This window comes from Hyphomicrobium sp. 99 (assembly GCF_000384335.2).
GTDB lineage: Bacteria > Pseudomonadota > Alphaproteobacteria > Rhizobiales > Hyphomicrobiaceae > Hyphomicrobium_B.
This window is the reverse complement of record NZ_KQ031382.1, coordinates 2998708-3015685: the sequence shown is the minus strand read 5'-3', so window position 1 is coordinate 3015685 and position 16978 is coordinate 2998708. Positions and strand designations below refer to the sequence as shown.

The following is a 16978-nucleotide window of genomic DNA, read 5'->3' as shown; positions in this document are numbered from 1 at the left end:
GCAATTCCTGAGAAAAAGAAAGGCCCGGTGTTTCCGGGCCTTTTTTATTTGCCGTTTTCGGGGCCGGGTTTCAGAACGGATTCCAGGTCGGCTTTTCCGTGAAGCCCAGATACCCGAGGTTGGCACCGAGACGCATTCCGACGCCGGAACGGATGGGCGCCATGATAACCGGTCCGCCTTTGAGTACAGTCAGACCGACGCCGCCGACGAAATAAGCCGAGCCGTCGATGCCGGTGAAATTGCGATAGAGCGCCGCCGGATCATCCATATTGTAGATGAGGAACAGTGTTCGAGATCCCGAAGCGCCGAAGTCGGTGCCGAGGGAAGGTCCGTGCCAATAGACTTTTTTGACGCCGGGTTGCGAACGCATGAAGAGGCTGCCCTGGCCGAAGCGAAGGCCGGCCAGGAAGGCGCCGCCGCCCTCAATCCCAAGCACGTAGGCAGTCGGACGTCCGAACTGCTTGAACGCATGCTCGATGACGCTCGCCAGGTTTGTCGAAACGGTTCCGAAGAACCCCTGCGTCGCGTTGCGGATTTCATCGATCGTGTAGCCTTCGGGCGCGGGTAGGGGCGGAGGAGCAGGGAAGGGCTGCGAACCCTGATCCGGCTCCTTCATCGCGACGACCGGTGGTGCGACTGCCTCATCGTGTTTGGTGCTTGCGTCCCAGCCATGTGCCGGCGGGAGGGGCGCCTTCGTCACGACCTCGGGCTGCACGGTCTTTTTGGGCTTCGGAGCACTCGATGCCGGATTTTGGCTCGGAGCTTGGGCTGCTGGCTGGCTTGAGGGTTGCGGAGCCGGCTTTGGAGGCGCCGTTGATGCGATGGGCTTGGGGGGCCCAGCGTTGCGTTCAGCCTCGGCGATCTTCTCGTCGAGACGCTTCAGCATGAGGTCGGACTTGCCCTTGATGACGCCATTGAGCTCGGTCGCGGCGGCTCGCAATTCTTCGAGCTTGGCGCAATCGGGCTGCACGCCATCGGGTACGCGGCCGAGGGAATCGACCCTCAACAGCAGAGCACTGCTCTTCCTATCGAGCTCCTCAAGTGCGGAATCCTGGATCGCGTTGAGGGCTGCGTCCTCGTAGTCGGTATCGCTGAGCTTGAGAGCAGCCCGATAGCGCTGCATGCGCTCTTGAAGCTTTGGTTGGGCTTCAAGCGTCAGCGCTCTGAGGCTGGCTCCGGACTGGTCGATTGCAGCCGCAAAATCCTTCGTGGTGCAGGACTCAGCTGCCGCGGCTGCTGCGGCGATAGTCAGCGACGCGGCGAGAGCAAAGAGAGCTGGCAACAATCGCATTACCCTGTCACTCCGGTGATGTTGCCTTATGGCGTACTGAAAGCGAGTCGTACGGGCCGAGGCGCATGCCGCAGCCTTCCTCTAACGTCGTGGCAGAGATTTGGCGGCGAGGCGGGCCATGAAACGGGGCGTGTCGACGATAATACGTGTGTGGACACCCGATCCAATCTGTTCGGTGCCGTCGTTGGCGACGACATCGAACGTCACCTTGCGTCCCTCGATCGCCTTCAACGTTGCTTTGGCCGTAACGGTGAAGCCGATCGGAGTGGGGGCAGTATGCGCCACGTTGAGCTGGACGCCCAGGCTCTGGTAATCCTCCGGCAGATGACCATCAAGGCAGTCGACTGCTGCGGCTTCCATCAAGGCAAGAAGCATCGGGCTCGCAAACACGGGCACGTTTCCGCTGCCGACATTCGTCGCGAGGCGCTCCTCCGTGACAAGGGCGCTTGCCGATCCCTCTAGTCCTACCCTCAGCGATGATAAATCAACCATTTTCGTCCTGTTCGTGTTCGTCCGCAGGCCTTAAGGCGCGAAATCCCATTGATCAATAGGGAGGATGGGTGACGGTTTGTGTTCGGCGTTAACCTCGATGGTGTAAGTCGATGCACATCGAACACTCGAGCAACCAAGGTAGGCAGGACTTGAGAAAGGTCCGGCTTGGTCTCTGGGGGACGTGTGCTCTATCGCTTTCGCTGGTTCATGATCGCATTTTCGATGGTGCTGGCGCTGGTGCCGTTCGCCGGCATCATTGTGGCGGCTCTCGGGGCGTTAGTTGCCGGTTGTGAGATTAACGATGCAGCCAGGAATGCCTGCGCCGCGTTCGGGTTTGATCTTGGGCCATTGTTGTCGACCCTGTTCCTGACGGCCGGGCTGGGCAAAATCACGTTCCCGGTATTGGCAGCTGTTCTGATGTTTTGGGCGGTCGTCGAGAGCGTGGCGCTGCTTTTCAGGCGATAGCTTCTCAAGGCCGGTTGAATTCCAACAATCCGGGGAAGGCCGTTCCTTTAGGGCCGATTTCCGTCAAGGCTGCCGCGCAGCTTTCATCGATAATGACCTTGCACTGGTTCGGGTCATCCTCGCGGACGCAATGCTTCACCCTGATCCAGGCGTCGTAGATCTTTTTTTGCTGAGCGTTGAATATGTCGAGTTCTTCGCCCGAATAGAGGGCGGGAAGCGTCGACGCCTTGTCCGTGACTTTGGCGCCGGTGCAGAGTTCGACGGCGCCCAATGCCTGGCCGTAGCGAGATCCAGTGTCCCGAGGTGTCAGACGGGCGCTCGCAACGGCTGCACGCGTCGTGGCGACGATATCCTCAGGAGCATCGGCCGCCGCTGCACCCCAGCACAGGCTCATTGTAATTACACCGATTATGGATCTCAGGCCTCTATAGCGCCCAAGGTTCATTGCTTCCTCCGATATCATTGTATCAGCAATTCAATGGTGTCTGGAACGGGCTTGGCCTTTCCCCTTCGTCTGAAAGTGTGCGTCATGCCTATACTTTTTAGTAAGTAGACCCGAATCCGCATTTCCGCAGCATCATCGAAAGCTTATACCGTACCCGCGTTGCTGAAAGCGCAACCCCTGTCTTTGTGCTTGCTGCTGGTCAGGGATATCGATTTGTAGTGGGCCGGTTTATTCATCGCCGTCCAAGGAGACTTCAGATGACCTCACGCTTTCTCGTATCGGCAGCTGTGTTCGCGGCGTTTGCTGCCGTGGGCGCCGGACCGAGCTTTGCACTTTCGACCAAAGAATGCAGCGTGAAGTACCAGGCAGCGAAGTCTGCCGGCACTTTGAACGGCGAGACCTGGAACGAATTCCGGAAGAAAGAGTGCGCCGGTGCTGATACGGCGGCACCTGCCACGACCGAGGAAAAGCCCGCGGCCAAAACCGAGACCGCGGCGCCTTCCGGCGGGGCCGTTTTCCCGAAGGCGGTCGATTCGAAATATTCCAAGGAGACGGCAGGCAAGGCTCGTATGCACACCTGCCTCGATCAATACAGAGCCAACAAGGCCAATAACGCCAACGGCGGTCTCAAGTGGATCCAGAAGGGTGGCGGCTATTACAGCCAGTGCAACGCTTCGCTGAAGAAATAGTCAGCGCTGCAGCGCCTCTCCACGAACGACTCTCCTGAAACGGCAACGGCGAGATTTTCATCTCGCCGTTTTTTTTTATTTCACGAAATAGAGTAAGCCAGTTCAGCGCTTCGTGAGGCGATCGCGCTGCCATGTCAGAAACATGACTGTGACAAGCGCCGTCAGAAACATCGTTCCAAGGATCGCGGGCTGACGCATGAAGGCGCGCCAAACGTCGAAGCCTTCGAGCCATCCGCCCCTGTTGGTCAGCACGTTGTTCAAGACCAAGATGACGAATGCGACGAGCGAAGTCAGTCCTGTTGCGATGACGGCTTCAACGAGCCTTTTCGTCATGCGAGGTACGGATATCGAATTGCGGCCAATAGCGAGTTGGGTCCGGTCCGACATGATGTGCTCCTCATTGTTTCGGCGAAGGGGCACGGCGTCGCCACGGAGCCCCGGATTTATTCTCCCTGTTTACCAGATTCGCTCCACCAACGTGGCAATGGCGAGGCATCGAGTGCGCGTGGAACAGCCAGGGCTTATGCCATTTCTGATGATTTCGTCGCGCCATCGAAACTCATTGCTCACCACGTTTCGGCTTGTCGGAGCAGAGCTTAGCCGAGCGAGCTAGCTTCTGGGCTGTTACGCCGGCCGCTGAACATCTCGGAACAAGGAATGGGTTATGAGGACTGCACTGCGCATCGCTGCTCCTTTTCTGCTAGCCGTGATGCTCTCCAATGCTGCCGCGGCTGGGGATTCAATATTCGACGTCGAGCATGCTCGTGCCGAATATCGTGCGGGGCGGTTGACGCCCGAGAATGCGGATCTGATGGATCGATGGGGATGGCCGAGCGGCTGCTATTCGCGATTTTGCTACGAGCGAGCACCTCCGCCGAGACCTTTCTATCTTCGTAGGCCCGACTGGCGCGCCCGCAGGTAACGATTGCCGACGCCGCAGCGTATCCACTTGCAGCTCAACAGCAGTTGACGGATATAGGGCGCATGGAAAAGAAATCGATGCCGGTGGACGAGTCCGAGTGGCGCAAGCGATTGACGCCTGAGCAGTATCGCGTGCTACGCGAGAAGGGCACGGAACGGCCGTTCACGGGCGAATATCTCGAGGTCGATAGCGACGGCACGTTCACGTGCGCGGCTTGCGGCAACCCGCTGTTTTCATCCGATGCAAAGTTCGATTCCGGAACTGGCTGGCCGTCCTTCGACGAGGCGCTTCCGGGGGCGGTCGAATATCATACCGACACCACGCACGGCATGGTTCGCACTGAGATCACGTGTGCGCGCTGCGGCTCGCATCTCGGCCACGTTTTCGATGATGGCCCGACGGAGAGCGGGAAACGCTATTGCATCAACTCCGTCTGTCTTAATCTCGATGAAGACGGAGACGCGGCGGCTAAGAAGTAGCCGCCGTTGACCCGCGATCAGGCTCTCAGCCTGAGACGCGCTCCTGAAACGCCATTGCGGCAGCCGGAGCGCGCACTTTGCCTTCGTGAATGAAGTAGATGAAGACATCGCGCGGCGAATGCGTGGGCTTTGCGCTCGCGTCGATGATCGGAAGATCGGGAGGCGCGCCGCCGGAGGCCCAAGCTTTCGCGCGTTCGGCCCATTGGTCGAGTACCTTCGGCTTGTATGCCGTTGGGATCGAGTCGTTACCGGTCTGCAGCCGCGCGTATACGAAGTCGCTCGTGACGTCGGCGATTGCAGGGTAAGTCGCGTGATCGGCGAAGACGATGGCGACGGACTCCTTCCGCGCGAGTTTTATGAACTCCGGTGTGCAAAAAGACGGATGACGCGGTTCGACTGCATGCTTCAACTCGTGCCCCCCGACCTTCGCGGGTAGGAGATCGAGGAAAGCGCCGAAGTCCGCTTCGTCGAACTTTTTCGTCGGCGCGAATTGCCAAAGCAGGGGACCAAGCTTTGATCCGAGTTCGGTTATGCCCGAATCGATAAAGCGCTGGATGGAATCTCCCGCTTCCGCCAGGACGCGACGGTTCGTCGTGAAGCGCGGACCTTTCAAGGAAAAGACAAAATTATCGGGACTTTGCTTCGCCCAGCTCTCAAACGTCGACGGCGTCTGCGTTCGATAGTAGGTGCCGTTGACCTCAATCGTGGCAAGATGGTGGCTAGCGTATTCCAGCTCTTTTGCATGGGGAAGGCCGTCGGGATAGAAAACGCCGCGCCAGGGTTCGAATGTCCAACCGCCGATGCCGGCGCGGATTTCCCCCCCAGTTTCCTTCTTTTTACGGGACATAGGGCGCCTTCATGATGCGAGAGCTCCAATCACCAGCTTCAGCGAATCGCCTAGTTTGAATGCGACGGTCTTTTTCCCGCGACCTCAGGGCGCATCACAGATAATCGCTTACATGCCATCTCGGCGTTTTTCCGCCGATCAACTATCATCTCTGGTTCGGGCCGGGGCAAGAATTGAAATTAGCTACCGTTGGGATCGAACATAGAAATATGACTGCCGAAGACGTGGGAACAACGGCTGGTCTTTCTGTTGCGGGCTTCGCGCGCTGGGGCGCGGGCACGTCGAACCGCGAGCGGAATTTCTACATCGCGCTTGCGTGTGCAGTGATATTCCACGCTTCGTTTTTCATAAGCGCCATCACGCACGGCAATCCAAAGCGTCTAGGCAGCGAGACTGGCGCCGACGATGCGATCAGCGTTTCGCTGGTGACAGAGTCCGATCTCAAAGATCGCGCGATGGCGGATGAGCCGGTCACGCCACCGCCCGGCCCACCTGCTCCGACGCAGGAGGCGAAGCCGCCGCCGCAGCCTGTTCCTACGCCGAAGCCGGAAGAGGCCAAGCAAGAGCCTCAGTCCGAACCCCAGCCGCCGCCTCCGCAAGCCCAGGAGAAGCCCCAGCCCGAGACGCCTCCCGTTCCGGAGGAGACGGCGGAGCCCGACCCTGTGAAGCCGGAGCAGGCGGTCGCCAAGCTCGACGATACGAGCCCGGACAGCAATCCTCCGGATCTGTTCTCGCTTGAGAATGAAGATCCGTCGAAGATGCAGAGCCAGGACAAGCCGAAGCCCAATCCTGAGGCGAAGCCCGAGACCAAGACTGAACCGAAGCCTGAGACGAAGAAGGCCGCCAAGCCTGCGCCCAAGCCACCGGCGAAGGCGAAAAAGCAGAATCTTGCGGCTCTCGATCTTTCGGCACCGGTGGCGCCGTCGTTCGGTGGAGGCGGCGGGGCTGCGTTTCAACGGCCGCCCGGTATTACGCGATCCGGCCTTAATGACGCTTTCGCGCGGGCGGTGATCCGTGCGCTACAGCAGACCATGCCGCAGCTCACCAACGCGCTTGGCCGCGTCACGGTGAGAATTCTGCTTTCGGAAAGCGGCAATGTCGTCGAGGTCAAGTTGCTCTCAGGCGCGAAGGATCCGTCGCTCAATCAGGACGTGGTGTTCGCCGCCAAGCAGACGAGCTATCCGATACCGCCGGCCGGTTCCAATCTTGCCGACCGCACGTTCATGGTCACGTATATCTACGACTGATACGGGCGACTAACCGGGTCGCGCTCGAGCGCCGTAATAAAATTTGATCAGTGAAGATATGTAAGGAAGCGCGCCTCGTCAGCGTGCGCGGCTGATGAGATAGCCAAACCGACGATCGTCAAGATGAGGAGAGCAATGGCAAAGATAGCGTCGGTCTTTTCCGTCATGATCGCTCCAAATCGTCCACCGATGCGGCAGCTGATCTGCCGCTCGATCCCAACTTGTGCGTGACCCCGAAAAGTTTTTTCAGACGTTGAAACAAGCGTACGTTCGACTCGGGTGCTGTCTCAATTGCCAAAGTGAAGCAGCGCTGACGATACGCGCAATGCGTGGCGCCGGCGCTGCACTTTATTGATGCTGAACTACGAATTGAACGTGAAATTACTGCAGGAAGTGATGTGTTAGCGCTGCGTAGCGTCTTGAGAAACCGATGCTGGTCCACCGAGCTTCATCGGTGTGTATTCCGGCGTTTCACGACGGCAGGCTCCGAGCATCAACGCGGCAATGCATATTCCAAGAGCAGCGACTTTCATTGGACTTCTCCCGGTGTGACTGATTAGGCAGGAATGAATGAGCGTAGGCGAGTAACGTCTAGTCGATTAAGGTTGTTCCCTGGTTACCAAGTTCGCTGAATAGACAGCGCACGGCCTTTTCTCGAACATTCTCTAGCCATCGCGACGCGCTTTAATCCGATCGATGTCATCTCGGCGAGTGCTCTTAAATGTCAGCGCTTCTCCGCCATCCCGCGTTCGTTCTCGCCGTCTGCGGAGCGCTGTCGGCGCTTCTCGGCAGCCAAATCGTTGGCGGCAACTATGGGGCCGCGCCACAACCGGGCCTCTATCTGGTTTTGACCGGATTGTGGTTCGGCCTCGTTGTTGGTCTCGGAGTTTGGCGATTTGGAAACGTTTCTCCCGGCAGTGCGATCACGGTCATTTTGACGACGTGGGTTGCGTGGGAAGCGGCGGTCAACGTCGCGATCCAGATCGACGGACCGCTATTTGAGGCGACAGGGCCGAGTTTTTTGAAATCATATTTCGCGGGCTTCGTTGCGGGCTTGGTGGGAGCGGGTATCACCTGGGCGGGGGCAGCTGTCTACGTGCCGTCGTTAAGAACGAAGCTTGCTTGCGCCAGCTTGGTCGTGACCGGAGCTTTGCTCGGTCTGCTGTTGCCGGCGACGAATTATTACGATGGCGGTGTTGTCCTGTTGCTTCCGTGGCAGGTCACGGTAGCGGGACTACTCGGCTTCAACATGGTATCATCGGATTGCCGGAGACTGCGTTCTCATGAGGCGCTCACTTCCGGCAGCTGAACTCTATGCCGGGAGATCATGCGATGTTCACTCGCGCGTTCGCCGTTTTCATTGCTGGTATTTCGATCTCGTCGGTTGTTTCCGTCGCTGCTGCCGACGCCGATGCGATCTCGGATGAATCCGCCGGATCGATCGAGCAGCTGATGACAGCGGGCTGGCAGATCGCGGGCTACGCCAGCAACTCCGACAACCGTTCGACCTTCATCCTGTTCAAGAAACCCAACGAAAATTATCTCGTTCAATGCCTGGCCGGTTACGACGTCACGCGATCTCCGCGCGTCTTTCACAATTGCTACCGGTTGCGGTGAGGCTCGCTTCGGCGTAAGTCGCGACGGGGATCGGGGCGCGACGGGGAATGACGACAAAAGCGAGCCGCACGGCGTGGGCGATTGTCGGCTTGCTGTGGGCTGTCGCGCTGCTCAATTATCTCGACCGGCAACTCGTCGTTACGATGCCTGGTCACATCAAGGCCGATCTCCATCTCGGTGACGAGAAATTCGGCCTCTTGTCGTCGGTTTTCCTTTGGGTTTACGGCTTCTGCTCCCCGCTCGCCGGGTACGTCGCTGATCGCGTCGGCAAGAAGAAGGTCATTTTGGCCAGTCTCGTCGTCTGGTCCGTCGCCACCTTTGCGAGCGGTCTCGTCACCTCATTCTGGGGCATGCTTGCTGCGCGCGCGACCCTTGGCGTTAGTGAAGCCTTCTATATGCCGGCGGCGGTCGCGTTGATCGTCGAATATCATCGCGGACCGACGCGCAGCCGGGCAACGGGCTTGCATTTGAGTGGGGTCTACGCGGGTTCGGTGCTCGGAGGTCTCGGCGGCTTCATGGCCGAAGCGTTCGGATGGCGCCCGGTCTTTCTCATCATCGGCGGTATCGGAGTCGCCTACGCGCTTCTGCTGACGATTATTTTTCCGTCTCGGGTAGAGGTCGAGGCTTCAGCTGCTCGGGAGGATGTCAACGCTCCTTCGACGGGGGCGTCCGCGTTCGCGTCACTCTTATCGACGCCGGGCTTTCTCCTGCTGCTCGCGATGAACGTGCTGGACGGCGCCGCCTATTGGCCGGTTCGGAACTGGCTCGCGGAGTTCTTCCGGTCCGAACTCGGCGTCGATCCGGCGTGGGCCGGGGTTTACGGCCCGATGACGTTCAACGGCGCGGCGTTTCTCGGAATGCTGATCGCGAGCAATGTCTCGGACTGGTGGGCGGGATGGAATGTGCGGGCGCGCGCTCTGGTGCCAGCGATTGGGTTTATCATCGCTTCGCCTTGTCTGTTTCTTATGGGAGCCGTTGAATACGTCCCGATCATTCTCGGGTGCATCGTCGTTGCGGGCATGTCGCAGGGATTTCTCGATGCCAACCTGATGCCGGCAACATGCACGGTCGTCGATTTTCGCTTCCGGGCGACCGCGTACGGTCTGTTGAATTTTGCAGGTACGACGGCCGGCGGCGTCATGACTTATGTCGGCGGCCGTTTGAAGGAGCAGCACATACCGTTCAGCGCGACCTTTCAGGCTGCGAGCGGAATGATCCTCGTGGCGGGCCTTCTGCTTCTACTGGTCAAGCCGGGCCTCCGCTCTAGACCAGGACGGACGCGCGCTGCGATGCTCGATGAAGCAGTCGTTCATGAATGACATTAAGCATCCTGCAATCATTCTTCTAAAAATCCGCTGCAGGGTTGGGTAATCGCTTTTGGTTTTCTTAATCGAAACTTGGCCGATGTATCCGGATTTCTTCAGAAACTGCGGATGCTCTAGTCATCTGAAAAGAAACGGCATTTTCTAACAGTTGGCTGGCATTTCCTTTTTGAGCGGTCCTCAACATGGAGGCCGGTTCTAGGAAATGTTCATAACTGACAAATTTCGACTCTTCTGATCAGCTATTCTGTGTACCTCCTATTAAGGGGCCCGGCCTTAACGTTGCTTTTGCTCAAGCTGCAAACTGAGCAGAACTGCGTATGATGGACCGAGTGACCGTCGAAACAATACCTGCCGGGATCGACTCGACGATTGTCGAGAGGACGATTGACTCCGGCTTTCCCTTATTGATGTTCCCCCGGCGACTCGAGGCTGCATTCGAGCGCGAGGTCGGCGCTGATCGGTGCCGACAGCTCGCGATCGGCGGGCTGTTCGGCATTGTTCTCTACAATCTGTTCTTGATATCGGACTGGCTGACCGCGCCCGATACCTTTCAAACGGCGGTGGGGCTGCGTCTCGGCATCATTACGCCAATTGGATTTTTGTTGATTGCGGCTCTGTTTTTGAACCCGCCTGTTGCCGTTCGCGAATTTCTGGTGGCGGCCGGCGCGGTCATCCTGGGCGGAGGAAGCAACCTCTATTTGATGCTGATCGGCCATAGTCCGCATCATGATGCTCAGCGCCAGATTATCATTCTCATCGTGCTTTTCATCACGATGGTGCAGCGTGTACGTTTCTGGTACGCGGTGGCGGCTTGCCTCGGATGCGTCGCGATGCACGCCGTGGGCTTGGCAATGCTGCCCGCCTATCCCTTTGAATTTCAGGTTTCGGCGAACGCCGTTTTCGGCTGTGCCGTCATCCTATCGATCTTCGCATCGTATGTGCTTGAGCGCGAGATGCGGATGAACTTCCTCCTATCCCTGCGCGGGCGATTGCAGCGACGCGATCTCGACGTCGAAAGTCGCCGCGATCCGTTGACCGGACTTCGCAATCGCCGCTCGCTCGATGAGGTGATCGAGGTCTGCAATCAGTGCAAGGCTATTGGTGAAGAGCTGGCTATCGTGCTGCTCGACATCGACCATTTCAAGGCGTTCAACGACACCGCGGGTCATCAGGCGGGCGACGTCTGCCTCAAGCGGGTTGCCGGCATCATACAAAGCGAACTTCGAGATCATGTCGACGCGGCGTTCCGATTCGGCGGCGAGGAGTTCATCCTGGTCCTACGCGGAATAGACCTGCCGACCGCAATCAAAATTTCAGAGCGTATCCGGTGCGCCATCGAGGATGCTGCCATTCCTCATCCGGCGCTGGCGCTCGGCGAAGTGGTGACCGTGAGCATGGGCGTGGCGTCCGCCATCGTAAGCCGGGAGGTGCGGGTGGGAGCCATCATTTCGGCAGCCGACTCGGCGCTCTATGCGGCGAAACGCAACGGGCGCAATCAGGTCTCACCACGACTGCCGATCGCGGACGTCGTCGATATGACAGACCGTAAGTTTCGCATGAAATGATGCCGCGCGAGATTGAGACGCGGAAGCGCCAGACTTTCAAATCGTATAAAATTTGATCACGGCGTGCGCTCGCGGATCGCGTGATGAAGGTGTCATCTTTTAATGCGTGAGAGCACATATCTTGTGCGGTTCGTGTAGCTTCGGGCAACGTGCGCGCATTCTTCATGCAAGAAAAGTTTGCAGATCTGCGCTAAGCGCGGTCGTTTATTTTCACATCCTTCTTGCCCTGTTGCGTTTCAGTTTGTCGCCCTTGACCGCGGAACAACGTCAGGTCATTTGCGTTGCGTCAGGGGAAAAGCATTGAAGGATGATTCAATATGCAGAAGGTCGCAATTCTGGCGGCGTTGACGCTTGGCTTGTCGTCGGGTTGTGCTTTCGCGGTCAGTCAAGCCGTCAAGGATGCGTGCTCTTCGGATTACGCAGCCTATTGCAGCCAGCACAAGGTTGGCACGGAACCGGCAAGACAGTGCATGCGCGAGCACCGCAAAATGCTGACTGATGGCTGCATTCAGGCGCTCGGAAAATCGACCGAGGTCACGCAAGCCGACATCGAGCAATACAAGCGCGAACGGAAGTAGTCAGCGTCAGCTCGTTTCGAACTAACCGCCGCCTGCTCGACGCGGGCGGCGGCTCCGGCTGGTGCCCGATGCTTAAATCACCGGACGCGGTTACCAGCGAACCTTATTCAGTGAGAAAAATCGGCTAAAGAATTTCCGCACCGTGGTGCTTGGCAGTTTGCCGCGCGTGAAGTGCATGATCTTGGCCGTCGGTCCCACCGGATTTCGAAATCGGGGCCGCGGGGATTCGAGAGCATTCGCGACGGCTTTGGCGACCTCGATGGGATCGCGTGCTGTTTTGGCGACGTGCGCGTCGACCGTCACCTCGAGGTGACGAAGAAGCGGATAATAGGCGCTCGTCTTCGGTAACACCCGCGGCGAACTTTCCCAGATGTTCGTGCGATATGCGCCGGGCTCGATCAGAATGATATCGATGTTGAAGTGCTCGACCTCGTAGGCAAGCGATTCCGCCCAGCCTTCGATTGCCCACTTCGCGGCGCCGTACGGTGAGTTACCGGGCAGGCCGGCGAAGGCCGCTTCGCTCGACATGATGACGATGCGACCCCGCCTCTGGGCGCGGAATGAGGGGAGCAAGCGCTTCGTCAGCGCCAACACTCCGAAAAAATTGACCTCCATGACGCGACGGACGTGCTCATCGTCCAAATCCTCGAACGCTCCGCCAACGGCGACGCCGGCATTGTGGATGACGGCGTCGAGCGGATGATTGGGAAGATCGAGGCTCGCCACCGCACGATCGATCGATGCAGCATCCGTCACATCGAGCTGTTCGACGCGGACCTTCGAGCTCACGCCCGCAGCCGCCAATTCGAGATCGAGTGGCTTTCGCTTAGCGACATCCCGCATTGTGGCGATGACGTCCCAGCCGCGTTTTGCAAGCTCGACAGCTGTCACGAGGCCGAAGCCGGACGATGTTCCAGTGATGAGAACCGTTGGCATTATGAAACCTCCGCTGCAGATGCTGTTTCCGGCAATATTACGCCACGGGCTTCATGTGGGCGAGGCCGCGCTGTTCCCCAGGGAACAGAGAGCCGGGCATGGCGGTGCTTCAGTGGGAGGCATCGGCTTCTGGCTCGCGGTGCCGGTCGCGAAGCATCTCGTCTGTGAACCCGCCGGCTCGCAGGTTCGATGTGATGCGGCCGGCTCCCCGGGCCGGAGGTGATTCTGGTCGCGCATGGCTTGCGACAAAGCCGCCTGCCATTCGTGCACGCGGTCAGTTAGCCGGTCGGGGGCATTTGGGTGGCCCGGCGATTAGTCCAGGAACGTGACGCGGCCTGTGGCGATATCGTGCATTGCTGACACGATCTTCAATTTCTTATCGGCCACGAGATCGGAGAGCACGCTGCTCTTCTTTGTCAGATCTTCGGCTCCGAGCCTAGCGTTCGTGGTTGCCACTTCTTGTACGAACTCGTGGTTCTTTGCGGTGTGCTCGCCGGGCGCATTCTTATTCGCTTCCACGGCGGGTTTGATCTTCGCGAGAAGCTCCGTCAGCAAGCCGAGCTTGGCTCCGTCGATCGCGCCTTTCACGGCGCCGCATTCACTGTGGCCAAGTACGACGATGAGTTTCGCTCCAGCGAGTTTGGTCGCGAACTCCGAGCTTCCTATGATGTCGTCGTTGACGACGTTGCCCGCGACGCGCGCGCTAAAGATATCGCCGATGCGCTGATCGAACACCAGTTCTGGCGGAACGCGGGAATCGATGCAGCCGATCACGATCGAGGACGGATACTGTCCGTGCGCTGTGGCATGAACTTGCGCCATGAGATCGCAATTGAGCGACTTCCCAGCGATGAAGCGCTCATTTCCTTCTTTTAGCTTCGCCAGGGCCTCATCGGGTGTGAGCGCGGACTGTTCGGTTCGCGTAAATGCCTCGCACTGGTCGGCGGCAAGGGCCCGATCAACGGTGAACAGACTCGCGGCGATCGCACCGCTGCAGCAAAAATGGCGCCGTGAGAGCATAGCTTTCCTCCGTCGGTTCGAAGGGACTGCGCCGGAACCATAGACATAGAAGTGCGTCCCTGTCCCATGCGTATATGCACGGGATTCGCCCGCCAGTGCAGACTTTGTTGATGGCAACCGCAGAATCAAAGCAGGGTGGTGAGCAGTTCTTTGCGCGCTATAGCAATTGTAGCGGATCTGTGTGACGGCGCGATTTGCCCTCGAAGAACGAGCCGTCTTCCAGCAAAAGCCGTTTGTGCACAATATCCGCGTTCACCAAGCACGCGGCCTTGAGTGTCAGCTGGTTGGCAAATATTTCCCCGGTGACCTCGCCCATGACGGTCACTTCCTCGGACTTGATCGTACCTTCGATCACGCCTCGTTCTGCGACGATGAGCGAAAGACAATTAACGTCGCCGAGGACGGTTCCCTCGATGACCACGGGGCCTGGATAGTCTACGCCACCTTCGATTGTCGCGCTGCGCGGGATGGAAAGCGTCCGGCCGATGCTTGCCGGCTTTCGCTCGATCATTGATATCGCCCCATAGCTGATGCCCCATTCCCGCGACAGCAATTTTGGAAACATTGGTGGCAAATTTCGGGCTGGCGAACGGGGCTAGGTTCATCACGCGTTCTTTTTCGGCGACCGCGACGCTGCTGGGCGGAGCCTGCCGCGAACGTGGGCTTGCGCGCCTATGGGCAATCGTATTAGGCAACCCCGAATTCGGTAGTGAAGGAGCTTTGAGAGACATGGCGGACAACATCGACACGAAAGAGGCAATCGCGGGTTTGAAGCGCGAAGTCGCCGAGCTCTCGGGCCTATCGCTTGCCACGGGTGTCATCCTCACCCAGTTGCTGCAGAAGATTGCCAGCCGCGAGATGAACCCCCAGGCGTCCGCCACAACGATCGTGACCAACGCACGCGCGGCTATCGAGGGCTTCACCTCGCATGCCGGTTCGGATCCCGTGATGAAGGCGCGGGCGCTCGAGGCGGTGAAGCAGTACGAGGACCAGATCCGGTCGGTACTCCGCGATTAAAGATTGTTATCGCGAGGCCTCGTCATCATGCCATGCCGAGGCCTCCGCGCATCAGATGGGATGCCGGCGGAATTGCTCACACTCCGGTCGGTCTAATCCGTTTCAGGAAATCCCACACAGGCAATGCCGTCAGGCCGCCGATGACGCCGCCGAGATAGATCGGGAGCGGAAAGTCGAACAGCTGTTGCCACCCGAGAGAGATGAGATAGCTCGCCGCCAGCATCGCGACGATGGTGATGATCAGCCGCTGCCAGAAGGGAAGGTGGTACATGGAGATCGATCCGACTTTTTTCTGAATTTGCAGTGCAGGCCTTGCGCCGAGATTACCGTCCTAGTCCTCCGTCACTGCGCATACTTCGCATAGAGCGCCTTCATCACATCGAGTGTAGCAGGATCGGCGTGGGGGCCGGCGATATTGGTCGTCACGACGATCGCCAGATCATGATCGACGTCGAGCAGAATCGACGCGAAGTTCATGCCGTTCGAGCCGTTGTGCGTCAACAGCGGTTTATCCGACCAATCAAATTTCGATAGCCCCCAGCCGAGCGCGTAAGAACCTGTCTTCGGCGTTCCAGGTTTGGGGTCCTTGATCTGCATATCGATGACGGGTTTGTGAATGATCTTTAGCGTTTCCGGCTTCACGAGCGCGGGGCCACGCTTGCCTTCGCCTGCGTTCCATGCGGCCCAGGTCGCGAAATCCTTGATGCTCATGTGTGCGAGGCCTGCCGGTCCGAGGGAGCCCGGCAGATCGGCGGATTCGCCCCACGGGAAGGGCGTGACCTTGCCCTTGTCGTCGATGCGGTGACCCACGGGGGCGTCGTACTCGCCGAAGGTCGCCTGCGCGCCGAGGCCGGCGGACTTAAGTTCGAGCGGCACGAAGATGCGCTCGAACATCAACCGTTCCCAGGGCTTGCCCGAGGCCTTCTCGATCATCGCGCCGGCTATGATGTAGCCGAGGTTCGCGTATTGGAACTTTCCGGCATTCGCAAAGGTCGGGTCGTGTTTCGAGCCCCAGTTTGAAATCATCCGCAGTCGCCAGTCTGTCAGCGGATGGTCGGCGGCGTCGGGATTGAAATAGAGCCGGCCGATCTCTTCGTTGTCGGCCGGCAAACCGCTTGTGTGTGAGAGAAGCTCGCGGAGCGTGATGGCGCCGAACTTGGGACGCAAGCCGGGAAGGATGGGGCCGAGCACCTCCTGGATTGTCGAATCCCAGCGAAGCTTGCCTTCCTCGACCATCATGCCCGCGAGCGTCGCCGTCATCGCTTTCGTGTCGGAGCCGAGATGGAAGGGGTCGTCGATCGTTACCGGAATATCTTGGCCTGCAACGCGGACGCCGACGGCGCCGTCGGCGACGAGCTTTCCATCTTTCATAACGGCGGCCGCGATGGCGGGGAGCTGGTATTTCGTCCGGATCGGATCGAGGAGCGCGTTCAGGCTGTCCTCGGCGCGGACGGTCGCCGGGAAATCCAAGATCGCGAGCATGGTGAGGAAGGCGAAGAGCACACGCATGGAACACCCGTTTTCCATAACGATATCTCGGATCGCCCGAATGACGTGCGATCCGCTACGGATGTGGTTGAGCGATGGTTAACCACCGCGCGTCAGCTGCTCCGAACTGTCGGCCAGGCGTTGATCGCGAAAAGGATCGTCGACAAAAGCACGCCGATCGAACCAACGCCCGCGAACGGTTCGCCGAGTTCCGGACGGCCGGAAAAGATCAGCAACAGGCCGGCGACCATGGTCAGCAGGCTCACTTCGGCCAGCCAGAATTGCGCGGTGGCGATGCGGGTCAGGGCGGCTGCGGGGAAGAGGTGATAAAAAAATCCGAATAACGCGAAGCTCACCCAGCCGATGACGAGAATGTGCGCGTGCGTCGGCATCTGCGTGTGATCATGCGTCATGCCCATTATGACGCCGAGCGACATTCCGAGCACGGCGTAAATGAGCGCGGACGCGAAGAATCGGCTCGCCAAACCTTTCATGATGTTTCCCCCTGTGTGGTCCGTCTACTGCTGTTCGTTTCGTTGGAACGGTGATGGAGAG

Annotated in this window: 22 protein-coding genes; 10 read left to right on the top strand and 12 right to left on the bottom strand. The window is 58.9% G+C overall.

Annotated elements, in window-relative coordinates:
• Nucleotides 1-70 precede the first annotated feature (70 nt).
• Both G359_RS14580 and G359_RS14575 read right to left on the bottom strand, forming a co-directional pair.
• Entirely contained in the window at nt 71-1291 is a 1221-nt protein-coding gene (locus tag G359_RS14580; RefSeq protein ID WP_045836715.1) for a DUF1134 domain-containing protein, read from the bottom strand.
• A gap of 81 nt (nt 1292-1372) precedes the next feature.
• Nucleotides 1373-1783 carry a thioesterase family protein gene (locus tag G359_RS14575; protein ID WP_045836714.1) on the bottom strand — a complete coding sequence of 137 codons (411 nt, stop codon included), beginning with the start codon at nt 1781-1783 and terminating at the stop codon, nt 1373-1375.
• A gap of 183 nt (nt 1784-1966) precedes the next feature.
• Between G359_RS14575 and G359_RS14570 the strand changes: the two genes are divergently transcribed.
• On the top strand, nt 1967-2248 hold the full coding sequence (locus G359_RS14570) for a hypothetical protein (protein ID WP_156150790.1): 282 nt from the start codon (nt 1967-1969) through the stop codon (nt 2246-2248).
• Nucleotides 2249-2252: 4 nt separating this feature from the next.
• On the opposite strand, the gene G359_RS14565 is transcribed toward G359_RS14570, so the two are convergent.
• Nucleotides 2253-2642, bottom strand: coding sequence for a hypothetical protein (locus tag G359_RS14565; protein WP_156150789.1), 390 nt, complete (start codon nt 2640-2642; stop codon nt 2253-2255).
• Nucleotides 2643-2950: 308 nt separating this feature from the next.
• Here G359_RS14565 and G359_RS14560 point away from each other — a divergent pair, with 308 nt between their 5' ends.
• Nucleotides 2951-3382 (top strand): hypothetical protein, encoded by a 432-nt coding sequence (locus tag G359_RS14560; RefSeq protein ID WP_045836712.1) that lies wholly within the window; start codon nt 2951-2953, stop codon nt 3380-3382.
• Between the two features lie 102 nt (nt 3383-3484).
• On the opposite strand, the gene G359_RS14555 is transcribed toward G359_RS14560, so the two are convergent.
• A complete protein-coding gene (locus G359_RS14555; RefSeq protein ID WP_045836711.1) occupies nt 3485-3769 on the bottom strand; it encodes a hypothetical protein in 285 nt (94 codons plus the stop codon).
• A gap of 597 nt (nt 3770-4366) precedes the next feature.
• On the opposite strand from G359_RS14555, the gene msrB reads away from it, so the two are divergent.
• On the top strand, nt 4367-4783 hold the full coding sequence (msrB, locus tag G359_RS14550; protein ID WP_045836710.1) for a peptide-methionine (R)-S-oxide reductase MsrB: 417 nt from the start codon (nt 4367-4369) through the stop codon (nt 4781-4783).
• Nucleotides 4784-4808: 25 nt separating this feature from the next.
• On the opposite strand, the gene G359_RS14545 is transcribed toward msrB, so the two are convergent.
• Complete coding sequence (locus tag G359_RS14545; protein WP_045836709.1) at nt 4809-5630, bottom strand: DUF72 domain-containing protein; 822 nt, start codon at nt 5628-5630, stop codon at nt 4809-4811.
• A 209-nt stretch (nt 5631-5839) separates the two neighbouring features.
• Here G359_RS14545 and G359_RS14540 point away from each other — a divergent pair, with 209 nt between their 5' ends.
• Entirely contained in the window at nt 5840-6877 is a 1038-nt protein-coding gene (locus G359_RS14540; protein ID WP_045836708.1) for an energy transducer TonB family protein, read from the top strand.
• Nucleotides 6878-7278: 401 nt separating this feature from the next.
• Here the strand turns inward: G359_RS14540 and G359_RS21025 are convergent, their stop codons facing one another.
• Nucleotides 7279-7410 carry a hypothetical protein gene (locus G359_RS21025; protein ID WP_256363861.1) on the bottom strand — a complete coding sequence of 44 codons (132 nt, stop codon included), beginning with the start codon at nt 7408-7410 and terminating at the stop codon, nt 7279-7281.
• Nucleotides 7411-7598: 188 nt separating this feature from the next.
• Between G359_RS21025 and G359_RS14535 the strand changes: the two genes are divergently transcribed.
• The 5 genes from G359_RS14535 (at nt 7599) to G359_RS14515 (ending at nt 11962) form a co-directional block, all read left to right on the top strand.
• Nucleotides 7599-8186 carry a hypothetical protein gene (locus G359_RS14535; RefSeq protein ID WP_045836707.1) on the top strand — a complete coding sequence of 196 codons (588 nt, stop codon included), beginning with the start codon at nt 7599-7601 and terminating at the stop codon, nt 8184-8186.
• A 23-nt stretch (nt 8187-8209) separates the two neighbouring features.
• Nucleotides 8210-8494 (top strand): hypothetical protein, encoded by a 285-nt coding sequence (locus G359_RS14530; protein ID WP_045838052.1) that lies wholly within the window; start codon nt 8210-8212, stop codon nt 8492-8494.
• A 47-nt stretch (nt 8495-8541) separates the two neighbouring features.
• Nucleotides 8542-9813 (top strand): MFS transporter, encoded by a 1272-nt coding sequence (locus tag G359_RS14525; protein ID WP_045836706.1) that lies wholly within the window; start codon nt 8542-8544, stop codon nt 9811-9813.
• Nucleotides 9814-10139: 326 nt separating this feature from the next.
• Nucleotides 10140-11384, top strand: coding sequence for a GGDEF domain-containing protein (locus G359_RS14520; RefSeq protein WP_045836705.1), 1245 nt, complete (start codon nt 10140-10142; stop codon nt 11382-11384).
• A 317-nt stretch (nt 11385-11701) separates the two neighbouring features.
• Nucleotides 11702-11962, top strand: a complete 261-nt coding sequence (locus G359_RS14515; RefSeq protein ID WP_045836704.1) for a hypothetical protein — start codon at nt 11702-11704, stop codon at nt 11960-11962.
• Between the two features lie 90 nt (nt 11963-12052).
• Here G359_RS14515 and G359_RS14510 read toward each other — a convergent pair whose 3' ends face one another.
• The 3 genes from G359_RS14510 to G359_RS14500 form a co-directional block, all read right to left on the bottom strand.
• A complete protein-coding gene (locus G359_RS14510) occupies nt 12053-12898 on the bottom strand; it encodes an SDR family NAD(P)-dependent oxidoreductase (protein ID WP_045836703.1) in 846 nt (281 codons plus the stop codon).
• A gap of 312 nt (nt 12899-13210) precedes the next feature.
• Entirely contained in the window at nt 13211-13918 is a 708-nt protein-coding gene (locus tag G359_RS14505; protein ID WP_082072948.1) for a carbonic anhydrase family protein, read from the bottom strand.
• A gap of 157 nt (nt 13919-14075) precedes the next feature.
• The gene (locus G359_RS14500; RefSeq protein ID WP_045838050.1) at nt 14076-14429 is read right to left on the bottom strand and encodes a bactofilin family protein; all 354 of its coding nucleotides are present in this window, start codon (nt 14427-14429) and stop codon (nt 14076-14078) included.
• 218 nt (nt 14430-14647) lie between these two features.
• Between G359_RS14500 and G359_RS14495 the strand changes: the two genes are divergently transcribed.
• Nucleotides 14648-14935 (top strand): hypothetical protein, encoded by a 288-nt coding sequence (locus G359_RS14495; RefSeq protein ID WP_045838049.1) that lies wholly within the window; start codon nt 14648-14650, stop codon nt 14933-14935.
• A gap of 76 nt (nt 14936-15011) precedes the next feature.
• On the opposite strand, the gene G359_RS14490 is transcribed toward G359_RS14495, so the two are convergent.
• The 3 genes from G359_RS14490 to G359_RS14480 all read right to left on the bottom strand — a co-directional run bounded on the left by G359_RS14490 (nt 15012) and on the right by G359_RS14480 (nt 16917).
• Complete coding sequence (locus G359_RS14490; RefSeq protein WP_045836702.1) at nt 15012-15206, bottom strand: hypothetical protein; 195 nt, start codon at nt 15204-15206, stop codon at nt 15012-15014.
• A gap of 71 nt (nt 15207-15277) precedes the next feature.
• Nucleotides 15278-16444 carry a serine hydrolase domain-containing protein gene (locus G359_RS14485; RefSeq protein ID WP_045838048.1) on the bottom strand — a complete coding sequence of 389 codons (1167 nt, stop codon included), beginning with the start codon at nt 16442-16444 and terminating at the stop codon, nt 15278-15280.
• Between the two features lie 92 nt (nt 16445-16536).
• Entirely contained in the window at nt 16537-16917 is a 381-nt protein-coding gene (locus G359_RS14480) for a heme-copper oxidase family protein (protein WP_045836701.1), read from the bottom strand.
• Between the last annotated feature and the right edge of the window lie 61 nt (nt 16918-16978).

What these genes read in the sequence shown, in the direction of transcription:
- G359_RS14580 (WP_045836715.1), bottom strand. Translation starts at nt 1,291, where the DNA reads ATGCGATTGTTGCCAGCTCTCTTTGCTCTCGCCGCGTCGCTGACTATC.
- G359_RS14575 (WP_045836714.1), bottom strand. Translation starts at nt 1,783, where the DNA reads ATGGTTGATTTATCATCGCTGAGGGTAGGACTAGAGGGATCGGCAAGC.
- G359_RS14565 (WP_156150789.1), bottom strand. Translation starts at nt 2,642, where the DNA reads ATGAGCCTGTGCTGGGGTGCAGCGGCGGCCGATGCTCCTGAGGATATC.
- G359_RS14560 (WP_045836712.1), top strand. Translation starts at nt 2,951, where the DNA reads ATGACCTCACGCTTTCTCGTATCGGCAGCTGTGTTCGCGGCGTTTGCT.
- G359_RS14555 (WP_045836711.1), bottom strand. Translation starts at nt 3,769, where the DNA reads ATGTCGGACCGGACCCAACTCGCTATTGGCCGCAATTCGATATCCGTA.
- msrB (WP_045836710.1), top strand. Translation starts at nt 4,367, where the DNA reads ATGGAAAAGAAATCGATGCCGGTGGACGAGTCCGAGTGGCGCAAGCGA.
- G359_RS14545 (WP_045836709.1), bottom strand. Translation starts at nt 5,630, where the DNA reads ATGTCCCGTAAAAAGAAGGAAACTGGGGGGGAAATCCGCGCCGGCATC.
- G359_RS14540 (WP_045836708.1), top strand. Translation starts at nt 5,840, where the DNA reads ATGACTGCCGAAGACGTGGGAACAACGGCTGGTCTTTCTGTTGCGGGC.
- G359_RS21025 (WP_256363861.1), bottom strand. Translation starts at nt 7,410, where the DNA reads ATGAAAGTCGCTGCTCTTGGAATATGCATTGCCGCGTTGATGCTCGGA.
- G359_RS14535 (WP_045836707.1), top strand. Translation starts at nt 7,599, where the DNA reads ATGTCAGCGCTTCTCCGCCATCCCGCGTTCGTTCTCGCCGTCTGCGGA.
- G359_RS14530 (WP_045838052.1), top strand. Translation starts at nt 8,210, where the DNA reads ATGTTCACTCGCGCGTTCGCCGTTTTCATTGCTGGTATTTCGATCTCG.
- G359_RS14525 (WP_045836706.1), top strand. Translation starts at nt 8,542, where the DNA reads ATGACGACAAAAGCGAGCCGCACGGCGTGGGCGATTGTCGGCTTGCTG.
- G359_RS14520 (WP_045836705.1), top strand. Translation starts at nt 10,140, where the DNA reads ATGGACCGAGTGACCGTCGAAACAATACCTGCCGGGATCGACTCGACG.
- G359_RS14515 (WP_045836704.1), top strand. Translation starts at nt 11,702, where the DNA reads ATGCAGAAGGTCGCAATTCTGGCGGCGTTGACGCTTGGCTTGTCGTCG.
- G359_RS14510 (WP_045836703.1), bottom strand. Translation starts at nt 12,898, where the DNA reads ATGCCAACGGTTCTCATCACTGGAACATCGTCCGGCTTCGGCCTCGTG.
- G359_RS14505 (WP_082072948.1), bottom strand. Translation starts at nt 13,918, where the DNA reads ATGCTCTCACGGCGCCATTTTTGCTGCAGCGGTGCGATCGCCGCGAGT.
- G359_RS14500 (WP_045838050.1), bottom strand. Translation starts at nt 14,429, where the DNA reads ATGATCGAGCGAAAGCCGGCAAGCATCGGCCGGACGCTTTCCATCCCG.
- G359_RS14495 (WP_045838049.1), top strand. Translation starts at nt 14,648, where the DNA reads ATGGCGGACAACATCGACACGAAAGAGGCAATCGCGGGTTTGAAGCGC.
- G359_RS14490 (WP_045836702.1), bottom strand. Translation starts at nt 15,206, where the DNA reads ATGTACCACCTTCCCTTCTGGCAGCGGCTGATCATCACCATCGTCGCG.
- G359_RS14485 (WP_045838048.1), bottom strand. Translation starts at nt 16,444, where the DNA reads ATGCGTGTGCTCTTCGCCTTCCTCACCATGCTCGCGATCTTGGATTTC.
- G359_RS14480 (WP_045836701.1), bottom strand. Translation starts at nt 16,917, where the DNA reads ATGAAAGGTTTGGCGAGCCGATTCTTCGCGTCCGCGCTCATTTACGCC.